The organism is Pseudactinotalea terrae, from assembly GCF_009733845.1.
Classification (GTDB): domain Bacteria; phylum Actinomycetota; class Actinomycetes; order Actinomycetales; family Beutenbergiaceae; genus Pseudactinotalea; species Pseudactinotalea terrae.
In genome coordinates, this window is the sequence record NZ_WNXZ01000002.1 from 574,655 (window position 1) to 599,806 (window position 25,152).

At 68.3% G+C, this 25,152-nt stretch carries 18 protein-coding genes; 9 read left to right on the forward strand and 9 right to left on the reverse strand.

Going from position 1 to position 25,152, the window contains the following annotated elements:
- Positions 1–79: 79 nt before the first annotated feature.
- Positions 80–1,267, forward strand: a complete 1,188-nt coding sequence (locus GPA03_RS10140; protein WP_241681248.1) for a glycosyltransferase — start codon at positions 80–82, stop codon at positions 1,265–1,267.
- On the opposite strand, the gene GPA03_RS10145 is transcribed toward GPA03_RS10140, so the two are convergent.
- The 5 genes from GPA03_RS10145 to GPA03_RS10165 form a co-directional block, all read right to left on the reverse strand.
- Positions 1,231–3,045, reverse strand: a complete 1,815-nt coding sequence (locus GPA03_RS10145) for a glycosyltransferase (RefSeq protein WP_162458329.1) — start codon at positions 3,043–3,045, stop codon at positions 1,231–1,233. The genes GPA03_RS10140 and GPA03_RS10145 overlap by 37 nt on opposite strands.
- Positions 3,038–4,342 carry a glycosyltransferase gene (locus GPA03_RS10150; RefSeq protein ID WP_156251855.1) on the reverse strand — a complete coding sequence of 435 codons (1,305 nt, stop codon included), beginning with the start codon at positions 4,340–4,342 and terminating at the stop codon, positions 3,038–3,040. Before GPA03_RS10150 ends, GPA03_RS10145 begins: the two co-directional genes overlap by 8 nt.
- Complete coding sequence (locus GPA03_RS10155) at positions 4,339–5,442, reverse strand: glycosyltransferase (RefSeq protein ID WP_162458330.1); 1,104 nt, start codon at positions 5,440–5,442, stop codon at positions 4,339–4,341. Before GPA03_RS10155 ends, GPA03_RS10150 begins: the two co-directional genes overlap by 4 nt.
- The gene (locus tag GPA03_RS10160; RefSeq protein WP_241681212.1) at positions 5,439–6,095 is read right to left on the reverse strand and encodes an ABC transporter ATP-binding protein; all 657 of its coding nucleotides are present in this window, start codon (positions 6,093–6,095) and stop codon (positions 5,439–5,441) included. Before GPA03_RS10160 ends, GPA03_RS10155 begins: the two co-directional genes overlap by 4 nt.
- 172 nt (positions 6,096–6,267) lie before the next feature.
- Positions 6,268–7,125 (reverse strand): ABC transporter permease, encoded by an 858-nt coding sequence (locus GPA03_RS10165; protein ID WP_241681213.1) that lies wholly within the window; start codon positions 7,123–7,125, stop codon positions 6,268–6,270.
- A gap of 210 nt (positions 7,126–7,335) precedes the next feature.
- On the opposite strand from GPA03_RS10165, the gene GPA03_RS10170 reads away from it, so the two are divergent.
- The 6 genes from GPA03_RS10170 (at position 7,336) to GPA03_RS10195 (ending at position 14,421) form a co-directional block, all read left to right on the forward strand.
- Positions 7,336–7,941, forward strand: coding sequence for an acyltransferase (locus GPA03_RS10170; protein WP_156251859.1), 606 nt, complete (start codon positions 7,336–7,338; stop codon positions 7,939–7,941).
- Complete coding sequence (locus tag GPA03_RS10175; protein ID WP_156251860.1) at positions 7,938–9,035, forward strand: DegT/DnrJ/EryC1/StrS family aminotransferase; 1,098 nt, start codon at positions 7,938–7,940, stop codon at positions 9,033–9,035. The genes GPA03_RS10170 and GPA03_RS10175 overlap by 4 nt, the downstream gene beginning before the upstream one ends.
- Entirely contained in the window at positions 9,035–10,027 is a 993-nt protein-coding gene (locus GPA03_RS10180; protein WP_156251861.1) for a Gfo/Idh/MocA family protein, read from the forward strand. The genes GPA03_RS10175 and GPA03_RS10180 overlap by 1 nt, the downstream gene beginning before the upstream one ends.
- 89 nt (positions 10,028–10,116) lie before the next feature.
- Entirely contained in the window at positions 10,117–11,433 is a 1,317-nt protein-coding gene (locus tag GPA03_RS10185; protein ID WP_156251862.1) for a nucleotide sugar dehydrogenase, read from the forward strand.
- Between the two features lie 90 nt (positions 11,434–11,523).
- A complete protein-coding gene (locus GPA03_RS10190; RefSeq protein WP_162458331.1) occupies positions 11,524–13,032 on the forward strand; it encodes a glycosyltransferase family 4 protein in 1,509 nt (502 codons plus the stop codon).
- Positions 13,033–13,140: 108 nt separating this feature from the next.
- Positions 13,141–14,421 (forward strand): FG-GAP-like repeat-containing protein, encoded by a 1,281-nt coding sequence (locus tag GPA03_RS10195; protein WP_156251864.1) that lies wholly within the window; start codon positions 13,141–13,143, stop codon positions 14,419–14,421.
- Between the two features lie 14 nt (positions 14,422–14,435).
- Here GPA03_RS10195 and GPA03_RS10200 read toward each other — a convergent pair whose 3' ends face one another.
- A complete protein-coding gene (locus GPA03_RS10200) occupies positions 14,436–15,137 on the reverse strand; it encodes a hypothetical protein (protein WP_156251865.1) in 702 nt (233 codons plus the stop codon).
- A gap of 391 nt (positions 15,138–15,528) precedes the next feature.
- On the opposite strand from GPA03_RS10200, the gene GPA03_RS10205 reads away from it, so the two are divergent.
- Positions 15,529–17,199, forward strand: a complete 1,671-nt coding sequence (locus GPA03_RS10205; RefSeq protein WP_156251866.1) for an FG-GAP-like repeat-containing protein — start codon at positions 15,529–15,531, stop codon at positions 17,197–17,199.
- 80 nt (positions 17,200–17,279) lie between these two features.
- Here the strand turns inward: GPA03_RS10205 and GPA03_RS10210 are convergent, their stop codons facing one another.
- The 3 genes from GPA03_RS10210 to GPA03_RS10220 form a co-directional block, all read right to left on the reverse strand.
- Entirely contained in the window at positions 17,280–18,032 is a 753-nt protein-coding gene (locus tag GPA03_RS10210) for a glycosyltransferase family 2 protein (RefSeq protein WP_156252019.1), read from the reverse strand.
- Positions 18,033–18,090: 58 nt separating this feature from the next.
- Complete coding sequence (locus GPA03_RS10215; RefSeq protein WP_162458332.1) at positions 18,091–20,178, reverse strand: acyltransferase family protein; 2,088 nt, start codon at positions 20,176–20,178, stop codon at positions 18,091–18,093.
- Positions 20,179–20,367: 189 nt separating this feature from the next.
- Positions 20,368–21,540, reverse strand: a complete 1,173-nt coding sequence (locus GPA03_RS10220; protein ID WP_156251868.1) for a baeRF2 domain-containing protein — start codon at positions 21,538–21,540, stop codon at positions 20,368–20,370.
- Between the two features lie 186 nt (positions 21,541–21,726).
- Between GPA03_RS10220 and GPA03_RS10225 the strand changes: the two genes are divergently transcribed.
- The gene (locus tag GPA03_RS10225) at positions 21,727–25,152 is read left to right on the forward strand and encodes a bifunctional proline dehydrogenase/L-glutamate gamma-semialdehyde dehydrogenase (RefSeq protein WP_156251869.1); all 3,426 of its coding nucleotides are present in this window, start codon (positions 21,727–21,729) and stop codon (positions 25,150–25,152) included.

Here is a 25,152-nt window from a genome sequence, read left to right on the forward strand (position 1 = left end):
CCCACTAGTCTAGGAGACCAACCCATCTTCTCCGTGGAGCACACGCTTGCGCCAGGCCTTGACCAGGATTTCCAGGGTGATGACATCGCTGTCGGTGCGCGCGAGGTTGCTCGCCCACCAGGTGCCTCCCGCCGTTCGATCGGCGGCGCTCCGGATCCGGTGGTGGCTCAAGGGCGCTCCGAGGGTCGAGACGGCCCGGCCAGTTGTGGCGCCGGGTGAACCGAGGCTGCTCGTGGCGCCGGCGAACTTTGCCGGTCAGGGGTATGCCTGGTCACACGCAGTGACGTCGAATCTCTCTGGCGCGAGCGCCGTCTGTGTAGAGATCGGCGCCGGTGCCTTGGCGATGCCCAGCGACCAGCGCATTCCATCGGTTGTGGCTGACGGCGATCGCGAGTGGGCCCGGCAGCAACTGGCGTGGGTCAGGGCGAACTTCTCGCATGTACTCCTAGAGGCTGGGAGACCGCTGTTCGGCGCGCTCTTTCATCGAGACGTCCAGGCAGAGATCGCGGCGCTTCGAGAGTCAGGGCTTGCTGTCGCGCTGATCGCGCATGGAACGGACGTGAGGTTGCCTTCGCAGCACGCCGTGCGCGACGCATGGTCACCCTTCAGGGGGGAGGTGCTCGCGGATCTGCCGCTCCGAGAGCACCGGGCTCGAACGGTCGCTGCGGTTTTCGCGGCGTTCGACGGTCCGACGTTCGTCTCGACGCCCGACCTTCTCGACGACGTGAGAGGTGCGACCTGGTGTCCGGTTGTTGTCGATCACGCTCGGTGGATGGAGATGCCGGCACCGGCCCTGGATGCGGTCCCGAGCGTGCTTCATCTGCCCAGCCGGGGACCGATGAAGGGGTCGGACCTGGTCGACCCGGTGATGCGACGCATGGGCGAGGCGGGTTTGATCCGGTACCTCCGTGCACGCCAAGTGGCATCGCACAAGGTGCCTGAGGTAGTCCAGGCGGCGGATATCGTGCTCGACCAGTTCCGGATCGGGAGCTACGGCGTGGCAGCGTGTGAAGCGATGGGGGCCGGGCGCGTCGTCGTCGGGCACGTGCGTGAAGATGTACGTGAAAGGGTCAGGGCAACCACGGGCATCGAGTTACCCATAGTCGAAGCGACTCCAGATGATCTTGAGGATGTCATCAACGGTCTTGCTGCAGATCCTGAGCGTCGCGCTCGCATTGGACGAAGGGGCCAGCGCTATGTCTCAGAGGTGCACGACGGTCGTGCGTCGGCTCAGGCGCTCGGCGGTTGGTTGGCCGGGCTCTCCTGAGCTAACGACCACAGGTCCTGGACGTTCGGCACACCCAGGATCTGGAGGTCAGGGAACTCGCGCGCCAGCCGCCAGGCAACGGGGCGTGTCGTCGTGTCGAGCATGGCCACCGCCACCACGGGATGCTCGCGCACCCGCTCGATGATGTGGTCAGTCCAGCGCCAGCCGGAGTACCAGGGGTCGACGTAGGAGTACCCGAACCGGTACAAGCCGCGGTCGTGGATTGCTCGGGCCACGCGGGCGTGGCGGCCCTGGACCCGTTCCGCGCGCCGCCGCCAAGTCTCCTCGCGTGAGCCGCCGCCCGTCACCTTCGCGGCGAAGGCACCGACGTCGGTGGCCCGGCGCAGCAGCCACGCGGGGAGCTCGCTGATGAGCGCACGCTCGGGCAGGTGCCAGGGCGCGTTGCTCGTCGTGCCGCTGAAGTCGAGAACGTCGACGCGAGGGTCACAGGCGTCGCGCTCGCCCGGCTCGTCCGTCACCTGAATCAGTCGGATTCCGGCATGAGTCGCCATGAGGACGAGCTGGTGCATCCGGCGGTACGCGCGCGGAGAATTGGCCAGCGCCACGAGCGTGGGGGCGTCGTCAGGAAGATTCGGCGCCGCCGGGCCCCCTTTGAGGACGGCGAGCAGCCGAGCCCCGAACGCCTCCTCGCCGTATCGCTCGAGCAGGTCTGCCCTGATCCGCGACGAATCGGCCCCTGGGGCAGACGACTCCAGGACGCGTGCGGCGGCCACGACATCGGCGACGCTCGGTCGGATTCCCACGAACCTGGCCAGGCCGGCCGACGCTGCCTCGGCGAGAGTCTCTTCCGGACCGCCGGATGTCGTCGTGATGACCGGGAGGCCGGTCAACGCAGCCTCGACCAGTGTGAGCCCGAAGGTCTCCAACGTCGACAGGTGAACCAGGACGTCGGCCGTCAGGAAGTGCGGGGGGAGGTCCGCGGGGGCTACCGGACCCTTGAACGTGACCGAGTCAGCGACGCCGAGCTCAACTGCGCGCTCCCGCAGCTTCGTGTCCAGCTCTCCACCACCCACGAACGTGAGGCTCGTCGCGCGGTCGGGGTGTTCCTCGCTCCAACGCGCGAAGGACTCCAGAGTCCTCATGACGCCCTTGCGCTCGATCAGGTTGCCGACGAAGAGCCAGCGGTCGAGGGAGCCAGGTTCCGATGCGCGCAGCGGCAGCGTCCGCGATCGCACGGGATTGCCGAACGCCGCCACCTTGGTGCGGTGCTCAGGGAACGTCCGGCGGATGCGGCGCGCCTCCGCATCGCCGACCGCAAGGACGTGCGCGGAACGCGCCAGGACCTCGCGATACATCTGACGACCAGCAGGGTGGGTGAGCTCCCGTGCCAGATAGGTGGCGTGCTCGGTCACGATAAGGCGCGTTTCGGGCCGGACGACGCCAGCCACAGCCCAGCCTGCGGGAATCCCGACGTGCGCGTGCACGACGTCCGCACCCTGGATCAGCTCGCGTGCGTGCTCCAGCAGCGCGCTCTGCTGGTTTCGGCCCATCTGCTGCCGGCTCGTACGGGGCGGCGTCGACACAGGGATGCGAAGCACGTCGATGTCGCCGTAGCGCTCCCAGGCTGGGGGCGTGCAGTCTTCAGGAAGGCGGTTGTCGACGTGAACGACCGGCGGAAGCGTGCCGCCGAGCGCGTGGCCGAGGGAGCGAACAGTGTCCGCCACGAACACCCCCGCGAAGGGGTGGTCAACGCTTGGGAACCACGGTGTGACGACGACCAGCGGCGCGCCCTCCCGTTGCAGGACTGACTCAACCATGGGCGAGCCTCCGCAGCTCGAGCTCGAAGGGTGCCAAAAGGTTCGCGCGACGATACAGCTCGGCGTGCTCGAGCGCGGCGGCATGGTCTGCAAGCGTGACGGTTCGGGCCGCGCGCGCGGCGGCGACATATGCCTCCGCGGCAGCTTCGATCGAGAGCTCGGCGACCGGGAACCAGAGCGGATAGCCACGGAGCGGGCCGCTCGCGGCTGTCTCGGGGGTGTGGATCGCGACGATGGGTTTGCCGGTCGCCATCGCCTCGTAGACCTTGCCCGCAGTCACGTACCGCGACGACGGGATCGCTATGACCACGACGTCCATCTCGTCGTACACGCGGCGTAGGTCAGTCTTGCTGACGGCGCCGCGCCAGACCACCCCCGACGCCGAGGAGGGCAGCAGCTTGCGGATGATCGGGACGGCATGCGGGAAGAAACCGAGGTGCCCGTACAGGTCGAACGCCGCCCCCTGGAGCTCGGGTGCCGTGCGTGCGCGCTCCCACCCTCGCCATGCCTGCGTGTGCGGCCAGACCTCCGTGATCGTGCCGACGCTGCCGAACCGTAACGGTTGGTCAGGATCCGGGCGTCGGAACGGTGGAGCATCGAACAGGTCCGGGTCGTACCCGTTCTCGAGGACCAGCATCCGGTCAGCTTTGTCTGGGTAACGTTCGGCGTGCCACTGGCGCATCGGCTCGTTGACGAACACGGCGGCCGCAGCGCTCGCCATCACGGTGGCCTCGGCGGCGCGTGCAGGGTGGCCGGGCGGGAACGCGTCCGACTCCGTGAACTGGCTCAGCGTCCAGGAGTCGCGGTAGTCGAGCACGTAGGGCACCCGTGTGGCACGGTGGATCAGGCGGGCTGCCTCGAAGCCGCTCCACGGGTTCCCAGTCGCGAGCACGAGATCGATGCGCTCACGACGATGCAGCCGGAGCGCGTCGGCCACGACGCCGGGGATCCAGCGTGTGTACTTGTCGGGGAAGAACTTGCCCACCAGCCCGTCGATGTGGGCCGCTGGCTTGGGGAAGTTGGCTCGCCACCAGCCCACCTTTCGGAGGTCGGATTGTAGGTGGCCGCGCGGCATCCGCACACGACGGATCCTGACCTCGGGGTGGATCCGCTCGAGCAGATCGGGGTCGGCAGAGCCAGTGACCTCGTCGAAGTACGCATTGTCGACGGTGATCACAGTCACCCGCCAGCCGTGCGTGGCCAGGTAGTTGGCGAGCGCAAGCGCGCGGTACACGCCGGAGGCGCGCGAGGGGGGAAAGTACATCGCGATCAGCAGCAGATGAGGCCTCGTCGTCATGATGACGCCTTCCCGCTCAGTGCCTTCACGGCGGTTGCGAACGCCGCGAGATCCGTCGGTTCATCAGGCGTCCCGGCGCGCCAGTTGCGTGCTGCCCGATGCAATGACGCGAGATCGGCAGGTCTGCTCGACCATGCGCGCAGCTGCTCAGCGACGTCGGCCGCCGAACCGGAGACCACACCGTTGCCCCAGGTGTGCAGGAGATCCACGACCCGGGGGAGCGGTGTCGCGACGACAGCGAGCCCTACCGCCGTGTACTCGTACAACTTGCTGGGCACCGCCTCCCGAAACGCCGGTGTGTCCTCGAGAAGGAGCATGCCTGCCCACGCACCCTGCGCCAGCTGCCATGCCTGTCGCGGTGGCAGCTGACCGTGCACGCGCACCCGGCCGCCGAGGTCGCGATCGGCCTGGACACGGTCCAGCAGCTCTCGGCCGGCCGCGGTGCCGACCCGCCCGACGAGATCGAGCGTCCAGCCCGGGGCCCTGCGGATCGCCTCGATCATCGCGTCGAGGCCGCGGCTGGAGCGGATGTCCCCGATGTAGATGGCGCGAGGTTGCGGCTCAGGGTCGGCAGGCGCGGGGAGGAAGCTGAGGTCAGCATTGTTGCTGAGCACGATCCGGCGTGGTGCCTCGGGCAGCAGATGGCTGTCCGCGACGACCGTCAGGTCGGCGTGAGCGGCCGCCCAGGATCCCAGCCGCGCCCATGCCCGACCGAGCAGGCCGGCGATGCCGCGAGCCCACGCGCGGTCGCGGAGCAGTGCCGCGTAGTCCTCATGGACGTCGGCAACGATCCGGCGACCTCGCCCGGGACCGAGCAGGCGATGTAGAACGGTCACGAACGCCATGTCTGGGTCGAGCGTGATTACGATGCGTGCGCGAGTGCGCCACGGCAGGGACGCGGCGTGGATAGCTCTCTGCACGGGATTGCCGCGATTCCAGGTGCGCACGGTGGCGCCGTCCGGCCCGTCCGAGCTCGAGCCCAGTGCCAGCACCTCGACGGCGAGCCCGCGCCGTTGCAGAGCCGCTGTCTCTCGGTGGAGGCGAGCATCGGCTGCGTCGTGCCCCGAGGTGAGCACGGCGACGTCGGCTCGCCCACTCATAGATCTTCGAGCGTGAAGGCGTTCTCTCCGACCTCGAGGAACTTCGTGTACGCCTTGATGCAGGCATCGGGCGTGTCGTGCATCATCAACTTGCCCTTGTGGATCCATAGCGCGTCGTCACACATCTCGCGGACGGCGTTCAGCGAGTGCGACACGAGGAACATGGCGCGGGCCGACTTCATCAGCTCGGCCATCTTCGCGTTGGCCTTGACCTTGAAGCTGGCGTCGCCGGCAGAGAGGGCCTCGTCGATCAACAGGATATCGGGGTCCATGTGCACGGAGACGGAGAACGCCAGCCGCTGGTACATGCCGGATGAGTATGTCCGCACCGGCACATCGATGAACTCACCGATCTCTGCGAACGCAGCAACCTCTTCGGCGCGCGCCACGACTTCCTTGCGACTCAGGCCCGACGCAAGACCTCCCAGGATGACGTTCTCGCGACCGGTCAGCGCGGAGTTGAATCCCACGCCGAGCGCGAGCAAGGCGCTGATACGTCCTCGCACCTCGACCCGACCGGATGACGGTGGCAGGACCCCCGCGATCGCCCTCATCAACGTGGACTTGCCGGCTCCGTTCGCGCCGATGATCCCGACTGACGAGCCTCGTGTGACGTCGAAGCTGACGCCGCGAAGCGCCTCGACGACATGCACGGCACGCTCCCCTCGTCCGAAACGGACGATCGCGGACTTGAGAGTCGGGACCTTCTCGAACGTGGTGCGATACGTGATCGAGACATCCTGGACGCTGACGACCGGGGGCTCGCCAGGGCTCGGTTTCTGAGCTGAGTGAGCGATGTCCATCTCAGCGTCGTCGTAGGTGCTATCAGAGACGGACAGTGAAATCACGCTCCCGGGACATGAACAGCAGCGAACCGACGACGAACATGACGACTGCCCAGACGGCGCCCATCACCCAGGTCGTCGGGCTCGGCATGACGCCGTTGAGGCTGAGCTCAACCCAGCCACCGACGATGGAGTAGAGAGGATTGACGATGCGGTTGACGGCCATCAAAGTCCCGAACTGTCCGGCCGTGTCATGCACGGCCCAGAGGATCGGAGAGACATACAGCCAGATCCTGCTGAAGTAGGGCAAGAAGCTCGATGTGTCCCGGAAGTAGACCTGGAGCGTCGCCAGGAGGGCGGCGATCCCCATGGCGAAGATCACGGCATATCCGAGAAAGACGACCGACAGCAGCATCGTCCACGACCAGCCTGCTCCGGAGAGCAGATGGAGCAGGACGTACACCGGGAGGGTAGGCAGGAACCTGAACCAAGCGGTCCTGACCGCAGCGAAGGGCATCAGGAGTCGTGGGAAGTTCATGTTCATGATCAGGCGCCCGCCACCCGTGACTGAACTTGCTCCCGAGGACATGCTTCCTGACACGAATGTAAAGAGGAACAGACCGCCTGTCAGATTGGCCAGGCGTGGGAGTCCCCCTGAGTCGCCCCCACGCAGCACCGCGATCAGGAAGTAGTAGACGAGCGCGAGCAGGAGGGGGTTCAGTACCAGCCAGAGCTGCCCGAAGACTGTCTGCGTGTTGGCTGCCCGGATGCCGGACTTCGAGAACTCAGCAGCGAACTCTCGCCGCGTCCACAGACCGCGGAAATAGGGAACGAGTGGAGGGATGCCTGCGCGATGAGGTTCATAGACATGCACCTCGTCCGCGGTATCCGTGGCCAACCTTGCCAACTCTCACCCTCCTCGTCCCCGACCGGGCGGCCAATGGACGTCGGTCAGGATACCCACCATCTCTGCCGCGGGGCGGGTGGTGGCGTCCATCGCTGCCAGGCGTGGTGCGACTCACAGGCTGTCGCCCACTGTGCTGGCAGGCCGCCCGGCTACGCTTGCGGCGGCGTCCATCCGGACACGGCTTTGCCAGGGAGGGTCACAATGAGTATCAGGATCGCTGAGTCTGCAGACGTCGATGCTCGCGCCACGATCGGCGATGGAACTTCCGTATGGCACCTGGCTCAAGTTCGTGAAGATGCCGTGCTCGGCGAGAGTTGTGTGATTGGTCGCGGCGCCTACGTGGGCAGCGGTGTGACCATGGGCGCCAACTGCAAGATCCAGAACTACGCGCTGGTCTACGAGCCGGCGGTTCTGGAGGATGGTGTCTTCATCGGGCCGGCAGTGGTGCTGACCAACGACACCTTCCCTCGCGCGATCAACCCGGATGGCTCGCTCAAGAGCGGTCACGACTGGGAGGCGGTCGGCGTCACCCTGCGGCGCGGCGCGTCGGTGGGTGCCCGTGCCGTGTGCGTGGCACCTGTCACGATCGGGCGTTTCGCCACCGTCGCCGCGGGTGCCGTGGTCACGAAGGACGTGCCAGACTTCGCCCTCGTTGCGGGCGTTCCGGCGCGTCGCCTCAAGTGGGTCGGTCGTGCGGGCCTTCCTCTAGTGTCAGTCGGTGACGGGCGTTGGCAGTGTCCACGCACGTCGGAGATCTATATCGAGAGCGGCGAGACCTTGACGCCGCAGGACGAGGAGCAAGCGTGAACGACCTGATCCCGGCCGCGAAGCCGATCATCGGCGACGACGAGCGCGCCGCGGTCGACCGCGTGATGCGCAGCGGCATGATCGCCCAGGGTCCCGAGGTTGCCGCCTTCGAGAAAGAGTTCGGCGAGCAGCTGGCGGGCGGGCGCGAGTCGGTCGCCGTCAACTCGGGGACCGCGGGGCTCCACCTCGGCCTGCTCGCAGCGGGCATCGGCGCCGGCGACGAGGTGATCGTGCCGTCCTTCACCTTCGCCGCGACGGGTAACTCGGTCGCGCTCGCGGGTGCCACGCCGGTCTTCGCCGACATCGAGCCCGATCAGTTCTGCCTCGACGTCGAGTCGGTGCGCGCCTCGATCACCGATCGCACCAAGGCGATCATGCCGGTCCACCTCTACGGCCACCCGGCCGACATGGCCGCCCTCACGGCGCTGGCGGACGAGCACGGGCTGCAGATCTTCGAGGACGCGGCACAGGCGCACGGAGCTTCGCTCAACGGACAGCAGGTCGGGACGTTCGGCTCCTTCGCCATGTTCTCGCTGTACCCCACCAAGAACATGACCTCCGGTGAGGGCGGGATGGTCTCCTGCGCGAACGGTGACATCGCGCGCCAGGTGCGCCTCCTGCGCAACCAGGGGATGGAGCGGCAGTACGCGAACGAGGTCATCGGATTCAACGCCCGCATGACCGACATCCACGCCGCCATCGGTCGCGTCCAGCTCACCAAGGTGGGCGGCTGGACCGCGGACCGGCAGCGCAATGCCGCGTTCCTCGACGCGAACCTCGAGGGCGTCGTCGTCCCGCCGGTCGCCGAGGGCGCGACGCACGTCTACCACCAGTACACGATCCGGGTCGCCGAGGATCGCGACCGGGTCGTGACGGCCTTGCGCGAGGAGCACGGCGTCGGGAGCGGTGTGTACTACCCGATCCCGAACCACCGCCTGGAGTCGCTCGCACCGTTCGCACCCGGGCTGGACCTGCCCGAGACGGAGCGGGCGGCGCGAGAGGTGATCTCGCTCCCGGTCCACCCCTCGTTGACGCAGGAGCACCTCGACCGGATCGTGACGGCGGTCAACACCGTCGTGAAGGCAGGTGCCTGATGGCCAACCTCCGCGCCGGCCTCATCGGCTTGGGCATGATGGGTCGCCACCACGCGCGCGTGCTGCGCTCCCTCGAGGGCGTCGACCTCGTCGCCGTCGCTGACCCCGGCGGGGACCCGCACGGGGTGGCGGGCGGCCTTCCGGTGCTGCCGGATGTCCACGCCCTGATCGAGGCAGGCATCGACTACGCGATGGTCGCGGCCCCCACGCAGTTCCACACCGAGGCGGGGCTCGCGCTGGCGGAGGCCGGCGTGCACGCGATGGTGGAGAAGCCGCTCGCCAAGGACACCGAGGGTGCGCGCGCGCTTGCCGATGCGTTCGAGGCCAAGGGCCTGGTCGGCGCCGTCGGGCACATCGAGCGTTACAACCCCGCGCTGCAGTCGCTTCGCGAGCGACTCGACGGCGGCGAGCTGGGCGAGGTCTACCAGATCGCCACGCGCCGGCAGGGTCCGTTCCCGGCCCGGATCGCCGACGTGGGCGTCGTCAAGGACCTGGCGACGCACGACATCGATCTGACGGCGTGGGTCACGCAGCAGCAGTTCACCGCGGTGTCGGCCCGCACCGCCTACAAGAGCGGACGCGAGCACGAGGACCTGGTCGCGATCACCGGCATGCTGTCTGGCGGCACGGTCAGCAACCACCTCGTCAACTGGCTCTCGCCCATGAAGGAGCGACTCACCGTCGTCACCGGTGAGAAGGGCACGTTCATCGCTGACACGCTGCTGGCCGACCTTACGTTCTACGCCAACGGCCTGATCAAGACCGTCTGGGAGGACGTCGCGCAGTTCCGTGGCGTCTCCGAGGGGGACGTGGTCCGCTACGCCATCTCCAAGCGCGAGCCCCTGCTCGTCGAGCACGAGTCGTTCCGCGATGCGGTCCTCGGCAAGGAAAGTGACATCGTGACCATGCGGCAGGGCTACGCGACGGTGGCTGTGGCCGAGGCTGTGCTCGCGTCGGCCGCTGACGGAACTACTGTTCCCATCAAGGTCTGACAAACCGTCATGGCCGCCGGTCTGGCTCCGAGGCCGGCAACGCGGCGCCGCCGCATTGAGATCGATCGTCCTGAAGGAAGGAACCGCGAGTGAAGATCGCTGTCGTGGCGCTGGGCAAGATCGGGCTGCCCCTCGCAGTTCAGTTCGCATCCAAGGGTCACCAGGTCGTCGGTGTCGACGTCAACCAGAAGCTCGTGGAGGTGGTCAACGCGGGCCGAGAGCCGTTCCCGGGTGAGGCGCACCTCCAGGAGAAGATCGCCGAGACGGTGGCCGCGGGCACCCTCCGCGCAACGACCGACTACGGCGACGCCATCCCTGGCGCCGACGCGATCGTCATCGTGGTACCGCTCTTCGTCAACGACGAGACATGGGAACCGGATTTCGGTTGGATGGACAGCGCGACGCGATCGTTTGCGGAGCACCTCACGCCGGGCACGCTGATCTCCTACGAGACGACGCTCCCGGTCGGTACCACGCGTACCCGCTGGAAGCCGCTCATCGAGGAGATCTCCGGCCTCGCGGAAGGCACCGACTTCCACCTGGTGTTCTCCCCCGAGCGCGTGCTCACTGGTCGCGTTTTTGCCGACCTGAGGAAGTACCCGAAGCTGGTCGGGGGCCTCAGCGATGCCGGGGCTCTGCTCGCGACCAAGTTCTACGAGGCCGTGCTCGACTTCGACGAGCGGCCCGACCTCGAGCGGGGCAACGGGGTCTGGGACCTCGGAAGCGCCGAGGCCGCCGAGATGGCGAAGCTGGCCGAGACCACTTATCGTGACGTCAACATCGGGCTGGCGAACCAGTTCGGGAAGTTCGCCGCGAGCAAGGGCATCGACGTCTTCCAGGTCATCGATGCGTCCAACTCGCAGCCCTACAGCCACATCCACCGTCCAGGTGTCGCTGTGGGCGGACACTGCATCCCGGTGTATCCGCGGCTCTACCTCTGGACCGACCCGGACGCGACGGTCGTGCGCGCGGCACGCGAGGCGAACATGGCGATGCCGGGCTACACCGTCGGCCTGCTTGAGGGCGCCCTGGGGGGCCTCGCAGGTCGCCGAATCGCGGTGCTGGGCGCTTCCTACCGGGGTCGCGTGAAGGAGACGGCGTTCTCAGGAGTCTTCCCGATCGTGGCTACGCTGCGTGACGCTGGTGCCGAGGTCGTTGTCCACGACCCGATGTACACAGCAGAAGAGCTTGGCGCCTACGGATTCGACGCGTACGAGCTGGGCACGCCGATCGATGGGGCAATCATCCAGGCTGACCACCCGGAGTACTCCGGGCTCGGTGCTGCGATGCTGCCGGGTGTGCAGGTTCTCGTCGACGGCCGCAACATGACGACGGACGAGGGCTGGGAAGGTGTGAAGCGGATCGTCGTTGGTCAGGGTGAGGGCCGAGCGCTACCCCGGCTTTGAGGTAGCGGGGGCGCCTGCGCCGCGCACGGACCAAGTCGGCTCGGATCGTGCAGGAGAGTGTTCGCCGTCCAGTAGCCTGACGCTCTCGCAGTGAAGCACACCTGGGGAATAATTGTGGACGACGTGGTTCCTGAACCACCTGAAGATCGAGCCGTGAGCCCCCTCAAGGTCGTCATGGTCGTTCACACTGACATCGTCGCCGACGCGCGGGTCCGCAAGTCCGCCCAGACGGTCCACAAGCTCGGCTACGACGTGACCCTCATCCATGGACTTCCGCGAGGAGCGACCGAGCGGGTCGAGGGGTGCCTCGACGGTATCCCTACCATCGGACTTCCGGTCCCCTTCCCGACGACCGCGCTCAAGGCGGAGAGGGAACGCGCTCGCCGGGCGCGCCGCCGAGGATTCCCTGGGTATCGTTCCAAGGCCGAAGCCGAGTGGGTGCGGCAGCAGAACGTCATCGCCGGCCTGCGCGCCTCGCGGCACTCACGGCCAGTGCGCGCGATACTCCGTCTGTACCGCTTCCTGACTGCCTTGCGTCTGCATTACCACGATGGCCGGGAGGCTCGGCTCGAGCGACGCTGGGCCGCGATCGACGACAAGGACCGCCCAGTCCGACGGCTGGACTGGAACTACGAAGTGCCGGCCTTTTCTGACATCAGCATTGCATTGACTCGGGAGATATGGCGCCACGATCCCACGATCATCCACGCACACGATGCCGCAGTTCTGGAGGCCGCTGTCAACGCGACCAACCACCTCCGTGCTCAGGGCGGCCGTCGACGCCTGATCTACGACGCGCACGAGTTCGTGGCCGGTGCCGTCCGGCCGAATGAGCGGCTGCGACGTGCGTGGCAGCAGATGGAGTCGCATTACATCAAGAGCGTGGACGCGGTGATCACCGTCAGTGAGCCCATTGCCGAGGCGCTCCATCGCAACTATCACCTGGCTGTCCGGCCGACCGTCGTCCTGAACGCGCCAGTCGTCACCAATCGCGTCGAGGCGACGTCCGACGTCCGCCGTGACTGCCAGCTCGGGCCGGAGACACCGTTGATCGTCTATTCCGGTGTGACGGCGCCCAAGCGCGGAGTCGCCACCGTGGTCGACGCTCTCGCGCAGCTCCCAGGCGTACACCTGGCTCTCATCTGTGTTCCGAGCCCTACAGCTCCCTTCGCCCCGGAGCTCGCGCGTCGTGGCGCAGAGATGGGTGTAGCTGATCGGATGCACCTGCTGGAGCCCGTGGAGCCCGAAGCCGTGCTCGACTACCTGCGGACAGCTGACCTCGGCGTCCACCCCATGATCGGTGGGATAAGAAATCACGAGATGGCTCTGCCCAACAAGTTGTTCGACTATGTCTTTGCCGGGCTGCCCATTGTCACGAGCGACCTGGCAGAGATGGGAGATTTCGTGCGCCGCACCGGCGTCGGAGAGGTCTTTCCCCACGGAGATGTGGATGCCTGCGCGAAGGCTCTAGCCATGGCGTTGACGGCGCTGCCGCAGTATCGGGCACGCATCGCGCAAGGCAACCTGCAGGAGACGTACTCGTGGGAGAGCCAAGAGGCGAAGCTGGCGTCGTTGTATAGGGTTCTTTCAGAGGGGTGAGGACCCGCAGTGAGTGTCAAGTCATGACCGCTCCGTCGGCGGATCGCCCGTCGCGGGCTTGGGGTGGTTTCGCCGACACCGCGCCGAGGTCCTGGCTAGGCTGCGAACATGGTTGACGACCCGGATGCCGACCATCCGTCCGATGCCGACCATCGGTCGAATCGTGTAGAGCGTCGACGATCTTCGGTTCTTGCCCTCGCGGCCGTAGCGCTGGTCACCTTGGGTCTCAGCGTCGCGCCAGCGGCTCCCGCGCATGCGGTCACCGAGAGCACGGCCACTGCCCGGATCTACGCCGATACCAATACGCACCGCAGTAGCAACGGGCGTACGCTCCTGGTGCGCAACGCTCAGCTCGACGCCGTCGCCGCCTCGTGGTCGGATGTGCAATGCAGTCGCGGTGAGATGGGGCACAACCCGCGTCTCGCCCAGCAGATCCCACCAGGCTGGTCGGCAGCAGCGGAGAATGTCGCTCGCGGCTACTCCTATGACCGCGTGGTCGCGGCCTGGATCGGTTCTCCCGGGCACAACGCCAACCTGCTGGGCAACTACACCCATGTGGGCATCGGGTATTGCGAATTGAACGGCGACCGCTACTACACGCAGGTGTTTGCTCGCTATCCGGGCTCGTTGCCCGGCGATGGCACTGCCAGCGGCTCGTCCGTGCTAGCGATCTCTCCGGACGGCGTGCTCTACCGGTATCCAGGAAACGGTGCGGGTCTCTTCGGTACTCGGCAGCAGATCGGCGTCGGTTGGGGTGGGATGAGCCTGGTGACAGGCGTCGGTGACATCACGGGTGACGGAAACGGTGACGTCGTGGCGCGCGACAGCATGGGGCGCCTCGTTCTCTACGCAGGCACGGCGACGGGTGGGTTGGTGCGCGGCGCCGTGATGGGGCCCGGCTGGGGCCAGATGAACCTCCTGCTCGGCGTCGGCGACTTCACCGGAGACGGACGGGCCGACCTCCTGGCGAGGGACACGGTCGGCCGTCTGTGGCTGTACGCCGGCCGGGGTAGTGGTCAGCTTGCAGGAGGAGTGCAGATCGGCGTGGGTTGGGGGGTGATGACGGCTGTGGCAGCGCCGGGAGATGTCAACTCGGACGGTCGGCCGGACGTCGTCGCACGGGACGCCGGAGGCCGATTGTGGCTGTATCCGGGTCGCGGCAATGGCAGGTTCCAGGGTTCCCAGCAGGTGGGCCACGGTTGGCAGATCTTCGATGCCATCGTGGCTCCTGGCGATTTTTCCGGCGACGGCCTGCCAGACCTGCTCGCGCGCACAGCGAGCGGCGCGCTGCTTCTCTATACAAGCACGAGTTCGGGCAGCTGGCGGTCAGGTCCGCAGGTCGGGAGCGGCTGGACCGGTTTTCGCGTCGTCGGGCCCGGCGCTGACTGACCGTCGATCTACGATCAGAAACTGGCAGCGGTCATCGCGCTGATCGAGCGGGTTTGACCCATCTGGGTGACCCCGAGCATTCCAAGAACTGCCAGTAGAGCGACGATGGCTCCCGCCATCTCGAGGAGTTCCTCGAGGCCAGCCATGGCCTGATAGGCGCTGCCACCGGCGGTGACACGCCACACCATGCCTCCGACAGCTTCGACGACGACAACTCCGCTGCCGTAGAGCACCACTGCCAACCGCAGACCGCGCCGAGTGGTGGTGGGCTGCCGACCCGACCAGATCCAGAGCATCACGGCTCCGGCCAGGGCAATCAGGACGCCGGGAATCAGCCAGGTGAAGGTGGGAAAGGTGACACCCAGCCAGGTCTGGATCGCATTGCCGAGCCCTCGGAGATGCTCGTGGATCTGGACTGTCTCGTCGAGACTCATCAACGTGGCGACACCCGCCGTGACCCACCAGCCCACGGCACGGCCGGGACTGAGATAGGCGACGAGCGCTGCTGCGGCACCCACCCAGAGCAGCAACGCAGCGTTCCAGAACGTCGGCACGTTCCCCTCTCGCGTGACATCGAAGTAGATGTAGAGCAACGCGTCGAGCTTCTCGCCGGGCCGGATGTTGAACAGGAGCTGATCCAGCGCGATGAGGAGCAAGGTGACCCCTCCGAGAACGATCCCCATCGACTTCAAGGGCAAGGTCTGTTGCGCGGGCATGGTGCCGAACGTAGTTGTCCAGCGTGAGAACGAGGTGAGAACAGGAAGGAAACGGCGTGTCGTCGATCTCAGATGCGGTGATTGCGCCCGGTACCGGGCCGCCGATGTCGTGACCTGGAGAGCCCGTCGTGAGCGACGGCATGCGGCTGCTGTTATCGTTTCGTTGCCTCACGGCGCGGCCCGAACACATCTGACAGATGCTGGGAGAGCATGTGCTGTGACGGTCGGAGGTGCCGACTCCCATGAGTCGGCAGCTCTGGGTCGGGGGGCGGCTCGCGCCGCACGACCGCAAGGCCTGGGCGAGTCCGCTTGTTCTGGCTTGGGCAGTCGGTGAGTAGCCGGATTGAAGGCCAACGTTGGCACATCCCACCAAGGTCCAAGGAGATCAGACGTGCTCCACTCTGCCCACGATCAGCGACGCGAGGGCGAGCCTCAGCTGCGCTCGCGTTCCCGCGCCCGACACACGATCTCCATCCTCGTCGCGACGATCGCGCTCCTGCTGTCTGCAGCGATCGTCGCGCCCGAACCAGCGAGCGCTGCGCCCATGACTCCGCCCGGGTTCCCCAACGCGAGCAACACCGGCGTACCAGCAGGCGTGACGCTACGCACGTCGGGCAGTCTGGTGATCACCCGCGACGGGACGGTCGTGAGCGGTCTCCGCGTCAACGGCACGATCACGGTCAGGGCCGACAACGTGACCATCCGCAACACTTTGGTCCAGGGCGGTGGGAACGGTTACCCCATCCGGATCGCCGGTGATGCGGCCAACACCTTGATCGAACACGTCGAGATCGACAACGAGCGCAGCACCGGCATCGGGATCCTCGTCGGCGGCGGCCCCGGTACCGTCATCCGCTACGCCGACATCCACTCCGCGGAGGACGGGATCCGCATCGAGGCCGACAACGTCAGGGTCGAACGGTCGTACATCCACGACCTGACGCGTCAGTCCGGAGGTCATCACGACTGCATCCAGATCCGCTCGGGCGACAACGTCATGCTGCGAGACAACAACCTGCAGGCCTTCGTCGCATCGACCGATGATCCGATGAACGCTGCCCTCCAGATCGGATCCCTCCTGGGCAGAGACCGCATCTCCAATCTGCTCGTGAGCGGCAACCTGATGAACGGCGGCAACTTCACCATCAACGGTGGGGGTCGCAACGAGGTCGACAGCGCCCGGTATGCCGGCAACATGTTCGGCCGTGACTTCCGGTATGGCGTTGCCGGGAATCTCGACAACAGCGTCTGGACATCCACCAACGTCTGGTACGACAGCAAGAGACCGGCAGGACCTCGTGCCGACACCGGGCCCGGTGCCGATGACCCGGGAGTGCTTGCTATCAGGCCGAACGCCAATCTCGTGAGGTACCCCGGCACCGGGACGGGCGGCTTCGGCCCATCCCGGGTGGTCGGGTGGGGGTGGTCATCGATGAGTCTGGTCACCGGCGTCGGGTATCTGACCAACGACACCTACCGTGATGTAGTCGCGCGTGACACGAGTGGTCGCCTGCGGATCTACACCGGCACGGCCTCCGGCGGGTACACGGGGCCGATCGTGCTCGGACCAGGGTGGGGGCGGATAGATCTCTTGGTCGGAGCCGGCGACATGTCGGGTGACGGTCGACCCGATCTCCTCGCCCGTGACGATGACGGTCGACTGTGGCTCTACGCGGGAACCTCCAATGGGCGGATCGCCGGTGGCGTGCAGATCGGTCACGGCTGGTCCGGCATGACCGCGATCCTCGGGACCGGTGACGTCACGTCGGACGGGCGCCCGGACATCGTCGCGCGAGACAGTCAGGGGAGGCTCTGGTTGTACCCCGGGCGCGGTGGTGGCAGCCTCGGTGCTCGCCAGCAGGTTGGTCATGGGTGGCAGGTCTTCAGCAGCATCGTTGCGCCAGGGGACTTCTCCGGTGATGGTCGACCGGACCTCTTGGCGAGGACCAGCAGCGGGGATCTCATGCTCTACACGAGCACGGCATCCGGTAGCTGGCGCTCGGGCGGCCAGGTCGGGCACGGCTGGAACGGGCTCCGGATACTCGGGGCTGGCGCGGCGTAGTCGCGCACTCGCGTGGACAGACGGCCACCATCCAGGGCCCCGCTAGAGGTCACCAATCGATGGCCGCCGCGCGGTGGGTCTCAGACCCTTCGGTTCCTGAACGACCGCACCGTCGACGTGGTGAGCGCGAGCGCCGACCGGGGCAGCGACAGCCCCTCGACCTCCCGATACAGCTGCCAGTTGTACGTCACGAGCGAGAGCTTGTCGCCCGAGACCGATCCTGCGCCCGCCTCGCGGTAGAGCGCGAGCGGCTCCTGGATGCCGTGTGCGACATGGCCGTCGCGCAGGATCGACAGCCACAGCGCGTAATCCTGCCGTTTGCGGAGCTCGGGCATGAGGCGCGTGCCCAGGGCGTCGCGGTCGTACATCGCCGTCAGGCACCCGATGAAGTTCGCGTCGAGCATCCGCCGGTACGTGAGGTGGTCGCGAGTGTGGATGATCCGTTCGTTCGGTTGGAAGTCCTTGGCCTCGTCTGCGAAATCTGCGGCGACCTTGTAGTAGGCGCTGTAGCTCAGCACCGCGCTGGTATCGCGTGCGAACTGCAGCTGTCGCTCCAGCTTCTCGGGGAGCCAGAGGTCGTCGCTGTCGAGGAAGGCCACCCAGGATCCGCTCGCACGCGCGATCGCCTTGTTCCTGGCTACCGCTGGACCGCCGGCGCTCTCCGAGCGCTGCGGCTTGATCCGATCGTCCTGCGCCGCGAACGCGCTCAGCCGCTCCCACGAGGAGTCCGCGGACCCGTCGTCGGTGATCAGCAGCTCCCAGTCCTGGTGGCCCTGCGCGAGGACGGACCGCACGGCTTGACCCACGGTGCCAGCGCTGTTGTGGACGGGCATGATGATCGATACCAGTCCGCCGTCCGCCACCGAGCCAGCATAAGTGAGTTCACGCCTCTTAGGCGGCCCGCTCGACGAGCGGCACCAGCTGCTCCGAGAGTGCCCCCGTGAGCGTGCGGGCGTAGGTGTCGGTGAGGTGCGTGCCCTGCCGCCAGAGGAGAACGTTGCCGATCACGGGAACGCACTCGGCGAACGGGCAGATGCTCTGCTCGAGGTCGATGAGCTGAACCTCGGGCACGCGCTTCGCCGCAGCCACCTGGGTGGGCGCACTGCTGGCCGCCACTGCTTCCTCACGGTCGAACGCGCACGCGGCCAGCGCACCGGGGTTCTCGGCCACGCACTGGTAACCGTCCGTCGCGGGCCCAGGGTTGTCGAGGATCACGATCACCTCGACACCCTGCTCGACCAGCGCCGTCCAGGAGGTCGTCAGCCCGTCCACCATCGCCGCCGCGATCCTCGACGTCGGGTCCGCGGGATTCGACAACGCGTAGGGCTCGCCCTGGGAGGTCACCACGACATCAGGTGAGAGCGCATCGAGCTCGGCGCGAACAGCATCGTTCCAGGCCGTGCAAGCCGTGTACGCGGCACCTTGCAGCTCCTGCACCGCGCCGTGGAAGCCGCACGACGACTTCGTGTACGAGATCACCCGCCAGCCCTCGGCGTCGGCGATCGCCTCCAAGGTCGACTGCCACTGGAGGATCTTGGAGTCGCCGACGACGGCGACCACCACATCGCTCGCCGGGTCCCCGTACTCGCACCGCACGGGGTCGGGGGAGTCTGCCCCCACCTGGCAACCATCGGCGTAGGCATCCGGAAGGTCTTTGGGTGCCGCCGTCGGGCTGGGCACGAACCACTCGACGCTCACCAGGCTCTCGATGGTGCCGTCACCGCCCGTCGTACCCGTGTCGCTGCCCTGCGCCAGGACCGTGCCGCCGGCACCCTCGAGCGCTGCGACGACCTTTCCGAGCCCCGGCACCACGCTGAGGGCGACCACGAGGCCGGCGACGGCACCGGCCAGAGCGACGCCGACGCCGGGCGCTATCGACTGCCGGCGGTTGCGCGCCACACGGCGGATCGGGTTCTCCACGAACCTGTGAGTGAGGTACGCGGGGATGAACGACGCAGCCACCACGAGCAGGCCACGCTTGGCACCTAGCTCCCCCCAGACCGACATCGCGGCGACCAACAACGGCCAGTGCCAGAGATACAGCGAGTACGACAGCCCCCCGATCCAGACGGCCGGTCGCCACGCGAGCAGCCTCGACGCGCCACCAGCGCTGCTCGCGACCCCACCGACGATCACGGCCGCGGTCCCGAGCGTCGGCAGCAGCGCACGGTGGCCGGGCCACGGCATCGCCGAGCTGAGCACGAGCGCCGAGGCGAGGATGGCACCCAGCCCCAGCCAGCCCAGGACGATCGAGCCGGCACGGGGGAGTCGGCGCCATGCGGTCGCGCCCACGGCCACCAACGCTCCGACGCCGAGCTCCCACAGCCGGGTCGTCGTAGCGAAGAACGCCGTCGAGGGGTCGTTCGGGACGAGGATGATCGACCACACGAACGACAGCACGACGATCAGCCCGATGGCGAGCGCCAGCACGGGCCGAAGCCGCGCGTGCCGCCGTCGGCGCCACCACCATGCGGCAGCCAGGATCAGCAACGGCCAGAGGAGGGAGAACTGACCCCCGACGGCCACTGCCCAGAGGTGCTGCACCGGTGATACGTCGACGTCGATGACGAACGGGTCCACGGAACGACTCGCCAGCCGCCAGTTCACGACCGAGAACGCGGCGGCGACGATGTCCGCACCGAAGACCCGCCGCCCGGTGTCGGTCGCGGTCCACCACGTCAGGGCCGCGGCCGCCAGCAGCACGACACCAGCGGCAGGGAGACGGCGCGCCGCCCGTCGGCGATAGAACCGGCGCAGCGACAGCCGGCCGCGGCTCTCCACCTCGTGAGTTAGGAGACCAGTGACCAGGAAACCGGAGATCACGAAGAAGACATCGATCCCCACGCCGCCGCCGGGCAGCTGGCTCACGCCCGCGTGCGAGACGAGCACGAGACCGACCGCAACGGCGCGCAGGCCTTGGATGTCCGGTCGGAGACCCGTGTGCCTGGCCCCGATGGCTGCGCCCGCGGGGTCGGTCACGGCCAAGTCCTCTGTGCTCAAGTGGTGTTCTCCGAACGAGCGTCATCGCGATCGCTGGCGGCGATGAGCCGCGACGGGTCGACACGGGATCGTACCCGCCGACACCACGACAATCAGCGCGGCGGATCGGCCTGGCGCGACATCACGACGTCGAAGAGAAAAGACCGCTCAAGTCCGCGAGCGACCGGATCAGGCGCCGAGGGCGTCCTCCTCCTGCGCACGCGGCGACGGCTCGTCCCGCTGGGGGTCGACGGCGTCCTCCCGCCGGGAGTCGCCCGACATGCTGCCGATCCGGTTCGAGGGCGTGGCGTCGTCCTTCCAGCGCAGCAGCGCGCCGACACCCTCGGGAAGGTCGACAGTCTCCAGGTCGAGCGCGGAGATGGCCGCATCGGTCAGCAGGGCGTCGCGCAGGAGCTGCTCGATGTTCTCCGGCTCGTGGCCGGAGAGGAAGATCAGCTCGTCGACCTGGCCTCGCTCGAGGGCCTGGGCGACCTCCGCAGCGCCACCGACCGAGGCGGCGTCGCGCGCCTGGCTCTCCTGGAACCGGTCGGCGAGCTCCTGCTGTCGCGCTGCGATGAACTCGTCGGTGACGCGGGCGATCTCGTCGCGGAACGAGGCCCGCTCGAGCCCGACGCCGCGGGTACCGCCCTGGACCTCGATCAGCCGTTCGCGCGGCTCGCGGCCCAGCGCGTCCTTGAACAGCCCCATGGCCCGCACGTCACCCGAGAGCATCACCATGTCCGGGTCACGTTCGCGCAGGATCCGCTCAACGGTGTCGGCAACCGTGTCGGCGTTGCGTTCCCAGGAGTCCTCGACCCGCGCTTCGTAGTTGTTCGCGCGCCAACCGTGATGGCTGCCGCCACCGATGTTCGCCTTGTGCAGCTCGTCATGGCCACCGTCGACCGACGCATCCTCTCCCAGGGCATTGGGCCCCTGGGCGATCGAGGGGTTCTCCGGCGCACGGAGGTGAAGGTCCGCCCCGGCGCGGTCCACCACGATCAGCAGCTGGCTCACGGCGAACGGCGTCAGTTGCAGCAGCGGCAGCAACCGGGGGAGGTCACCGCGCTGTGCGGACTCCAGCAGCGGAGGCACCGGCAGCACCCGGTCCACGAGGATCTGCCGATCCGTGGCGATGATCGCCCGGCCGTGCCGGCCCCCGAGCGACGACGGCTCGAGCAGCGAGTCCTCGATCTCCGCGAGCAGGCCGTCGGGAGTGCCCTCGGCAGCGAGGGACGAGCGCAAGTTCGACCAGCGCGTCTCGAGCTCGGCGGCAGCGTTCGGGTCGATCCGGGTGGTGTCCAGGTAGACCGTGGTGAACGGTCCGGACTTCTCGACGGCGGACTTGAGCCATGGCAGTTTCACAGGCGACCTCCTTGCTCGACGAGCGGGGAAGGACCGAGCTCCGACTCGGTCTCGAAGCACCGCGTGGAACCGTCCACCCTTCCACGCCTGACGGACCACCGCAAGGAATCCGCTGCCCGGGACGCAGCGGCCGCGTCGGCCGTCGCATGGGGCCTCAGATGCCCACCGATGAGTCAGGATGGGTCCATGGTCATGACGCCCGCGGAAGAGGTAGTCGAGGAGGCGGTCGTGCTCGCCCGCCGCTGGGCGGAGAGCACCACCTCGCAGCAGACGCCGGCCGAGCGCCGGACCTCGGGACGGCTCGCACGCCTGGTCGCCAACCCTGCCGGGCTCGATCTCGCGGTCCGGTTCGTCGACCGCGTGGCCCGCCCCGAGGACCAGGAGGTCGCCGCCCGTGAGCTCGCCGCGCTCGCCGGCGCCGCCGGCTCGGCCAGCTTCCTCTCGCCCGCGGACAAGGTGCTGCTGGGCGTCGGCTCGCGCATCGCCACCCGCGCCCCCACGATCGTGGTGCCGCTCGCCCTGGCGCGGTTGCGTCAGCTCGTGGGGCACCTCGTGGTCGATGCCGAGGACCCCGCGCTCGCCAAGCACCTCGCGGCGGCGCGCGCCGAGGGGTTCCGGCTCAACCTCAACCTCCTCGGCGAGGCCGTGCTCGGCGAGAACGAGGCGGCCGCTCGTGCCGAGCGCACCCGCCGACTGCTCGAGCGCGACGACGTCGACTACGTCTCGATCAAGGTCTCCTCGCTGGTCTCCCAGATCAGCACGTGGGACACCGTCGGCACCACCGCGCGGGTGCTCGACCGGCTCCGGCCGATCTATCGCACCGCGGCGGCGGCGAACCCGCAGAAGTTCGTCAACCTCGACATGGAGGAGTATCGCGACCTCGAGCTCACGCTCGACGTGTTCGAGGCGATGCTGAGCGAGCCCGAGTTCGCCGAGCTCGAGGCCGGCATCGTGCTGCAGGCCTATCTGCCCGACACCCCGGCCGCGCTCGAGCGCCTGATCGCGTTCGCGCAGCAGCGTCACGAGCAGGGCGGGGGCCGCATCAAGATCCGCCTCGTCAAGGGCGCCAACCTCGCGATGGAGCGCGTCGAGGCCGAGCTTCACGGCTGGCCGCAGGCGCCCTACCCCACCAAGGACGAGGTCGACGCCAACTACCTCCGACTCCTCGAGCGCGCCCTGCGCCCCGAGGTGTGCGAGTCGGTCCGGCTCGGCGTGGCCTCGCACAACCTGTTCGACGTCGCGTTCGCCTCCCTGCTCGCCACCCGCCGCGGGGTCGCCGCCGCGATGGACGTCGAGATGCTGCAGGGCATGGCGCCCTCGCAGGCGCGGGCCGTGCGTGCCGACGTCGGTCACACCAGCCCCGTGATCCTCTACACGCCGGTGGTGGCGCGGGCCGACTTCGACGTCGCCGTCTCCTACCTCGTGCGCCGCCTCGAGGAGAACGCCGCGCCCGAGAACTTCCTGCACGCGCTCTTCGCCGGCGGCGACGGCGATCGCATGGCCGATCAGGAACGCCGCTTCCGGCGCAGCGTCGCCGCCTACGCCACGACCGCGCGCGGCCCCCGCCGCACCGCGCACCGCCCCGCGATCACCGAGTCGTTCGCCAACACCCCCGACTCCGATCCCGCCGTCGCGGAGGTCCGGGACCGGGCCGCCGACCTCGTGGTCGCCTATCCGGGGGCACCGACCTCTCCCGTGCTCGCCGATGAGGCAGCGGTCGACGGCGTGGTCTCGCGTGCCCTCGTGGTCCAGCCCGGGTGGTCCATCCGTTCCGGGCGCGACCGTGCCCGCACCCTCCGCGCGGCTGCCGCCGCGCTCGAGCGGGCTCGCGGCGACCTCGTGACCGCGATGGCCGCCGAGGGCGGCAAGACGATCGGCGAGGCCGATCCCGAGGTCAGCGAGGCGGTCGACTTCGCCCGCTACTACGCCGACGCGGCCGAGCGGCTCGACGACGTCGCGCTCGCGGACGGCCTCGAGCACCAGCCGGACCGCGTCGTGCTGGTGACCCCGCCCTGGAACTTCCCGGTCGCCATCCCCACCGGCGGGGTGCTGGCCGCGCTCGCGGCAGGCTCCGCCGTCGTCATCAAGCCCGCGCCCGCCACGCCCAGGTGCACCGAGATCGCCGTCGAGGCCGTCCGGGAGGCACTGACCGAGACCGGTGCCGAGGCCGATCTGGTGCAGGTGGTGCGCACCGACGAGGGCGAGGTCGGCCGCGCTCTCGTGGCGCACGAGCACGTGGACACCGTGATCCTCACCGGCGCCTACGAGACCGCCCGGATGTTCACCCGGTGGCGCGCCGACCGGCCGCACGGGCCGCGCGTGTACGGCGAGACCAGCGGCAAGAACGCGCTGATCGTGACGCCGAGCGCTGACTACGACCTCGCCGTCGCCGACGCGGTGCGGTCGGCGTTCGGGCACGCCGGGCAGAAGTGCTCGGCCGCCTCCTTGCTGATCCTGGTCGGCTCGGTGGGGAGCTCGGAACGCTTCCGCCGCCAGCTCACCGACGCCGTGAGCTCGCTGCGCGTGGGCTGGCCGAGCGACCTCGGTTCCGGCATGGGCCCCGTGATCGAGCAGCCCCAGGGCAAGCTCGCCGAGGCGCTCACCACGCTCGGGCCAGGGGAGGTATGGGCGGTCGAGCCACGCCGGCTGGACGAGACGGGGCGGCTGTGGTCGCCGGGCCTGCGCGCAGGAGTGCAGCCCGGCTCGCCGTTCCACCTGACGGAGTACTTCGGCCCCGTGCTCGGGATCATGGTCGCGGCGGACCTCGATGAGGCGATCGCCTGGCAGAACGCCGGAGCCTATGGGCTCACGGGCGGTCTCCACAGCCTCGACGAGCGCGAGATCGCCCACTGGCTGAGCGCCGTCGAGGTGGGTAACGCCTACGTCAACCGGCACACGACGGGCGCGATCGTGCAGCGGCAGTCCTTCGGCGGCTGGAAGCGCTCCGCCGTCGGGCCGGGTGCCAAGGCCGGCGGGCCGAACTACGTGGCCCAGCTCGGGTCCTGGAGCCAGGTGGGCTCACCCACCACGGTCGGCGAGATCGGTCCGCGCGTGGCAGCGATCCTCGACGCCGCTCATCGCTGGGTAACCCGCGCCGAGCACTCGTGGCTGCGCGAGGCGGCGGGCTCGGACGCTCACGCGCGCGGCCTGTACTCGGTCGAGATCGACCGCAGCGGGCTGCGCGCCGAGGCGAACATCTTCCGCTACCGGCCGATGCCGAACCTGCAGGTGCGTGGCAGCGCCGACGCGGGGATCGCGCCCCTGCTCCGCGTGCTGCTCGCGGCCGAGTGCGCGGGCGTGCCGACGCAGGTGAGCATCTCGCCCGAGCTGGCCCTGCCCGAGCAGATGGCTGCGTGGGCGAGGGCGCAGGAGTGGGTGATCGAGTCCGACGACGAGCTCGGCGAGCGGATCGCCCGCGGCGAGATCCGGGGCCGGGTCCGCGTGGTCGGCAACGCTGCCGGGATCTGGCCCGCCGCGCTTCAGGCCGACGCCGACGTGACGATCCTGCAGGGCCCGGTGCTCGCCTCGGGGCGCCGGGAGCTGCTCACGGTGCTGCGGGAGCAGGCGATCAGCCGCACGATGCACCGGTTCGGTCACCTGAGCGCCCGGTAG

Coding starts and splice junctions, on each gene's coding strand:
- GPA03_RS10180 (WP_156251861.1), top strand. CDS start 9,035: ATGGCCAACCTCCGCGCCGGCCTCATCGGCTTGGGCATGATGGGTCGC.
- GPA03_RS10210 (WP_156252019.1), bottom strand. CDS start 18,032: ATGCCCGTCCACAACAGCGCTGGCACCGTGGGTCAAGCCGTGCGGTCC.
- GPA03_RS10140 (WP_241681248.1), top strand. CDS start 80: ATGACATCGCTGTCGGTGCGCGCGAGGTTGCTCGCCCACCAGGTGCCT.
- GPA03_RS10225 (WP_156251869.1), top strand. CDS start 21,727: ATGGTCATGACGCCCGCGGAAGAGGTAGTCGAGGAGGCGGTCGTGCTC.
- GPA03_RS10145 (WP_162458329.1), bottom strand. CDS start 3,045: ATGGTTGAGTCAGTCCTGCAACGGGAGGGCGCGCCGCTGGTCGTCGTC.
- GPA03_RS10170 (WP_156251859.1), top strand. CDS start 7,336: ATGAGTATCAGGATCGCTGAGTCTGCAGACGTCGATGCTCGCGCCACG.
- GPA03_RS10195 (WP_156251864.1), top strand. CDS start 13,141: ATGGTTGACGACCCGGATGCCGACCATCCGTCCGATGCCGACCATCGG.
- GPA03_RS10200 (WP_156251865.1), bottom strand. CDS start 15,137: ATGCCCGCGCAACAGACCTTGCCCTTGAAGTCGATGGGGATCGTTCTC.
- GPA03_RS10150 (WP_156251855.1), bottom strand. CDS start 4,342: ATGACGACGAGGCCTCATCTGCTGCTGATCGCGATGTACTTTCCCCCC.
- GPA03_RS10155 (WP_162458330.1), bottom strand. CDS start 5,442: ATGAGTGGGCGAGCCGACGTCGCCGTGCTCACCTCGGGGCACGACGCA.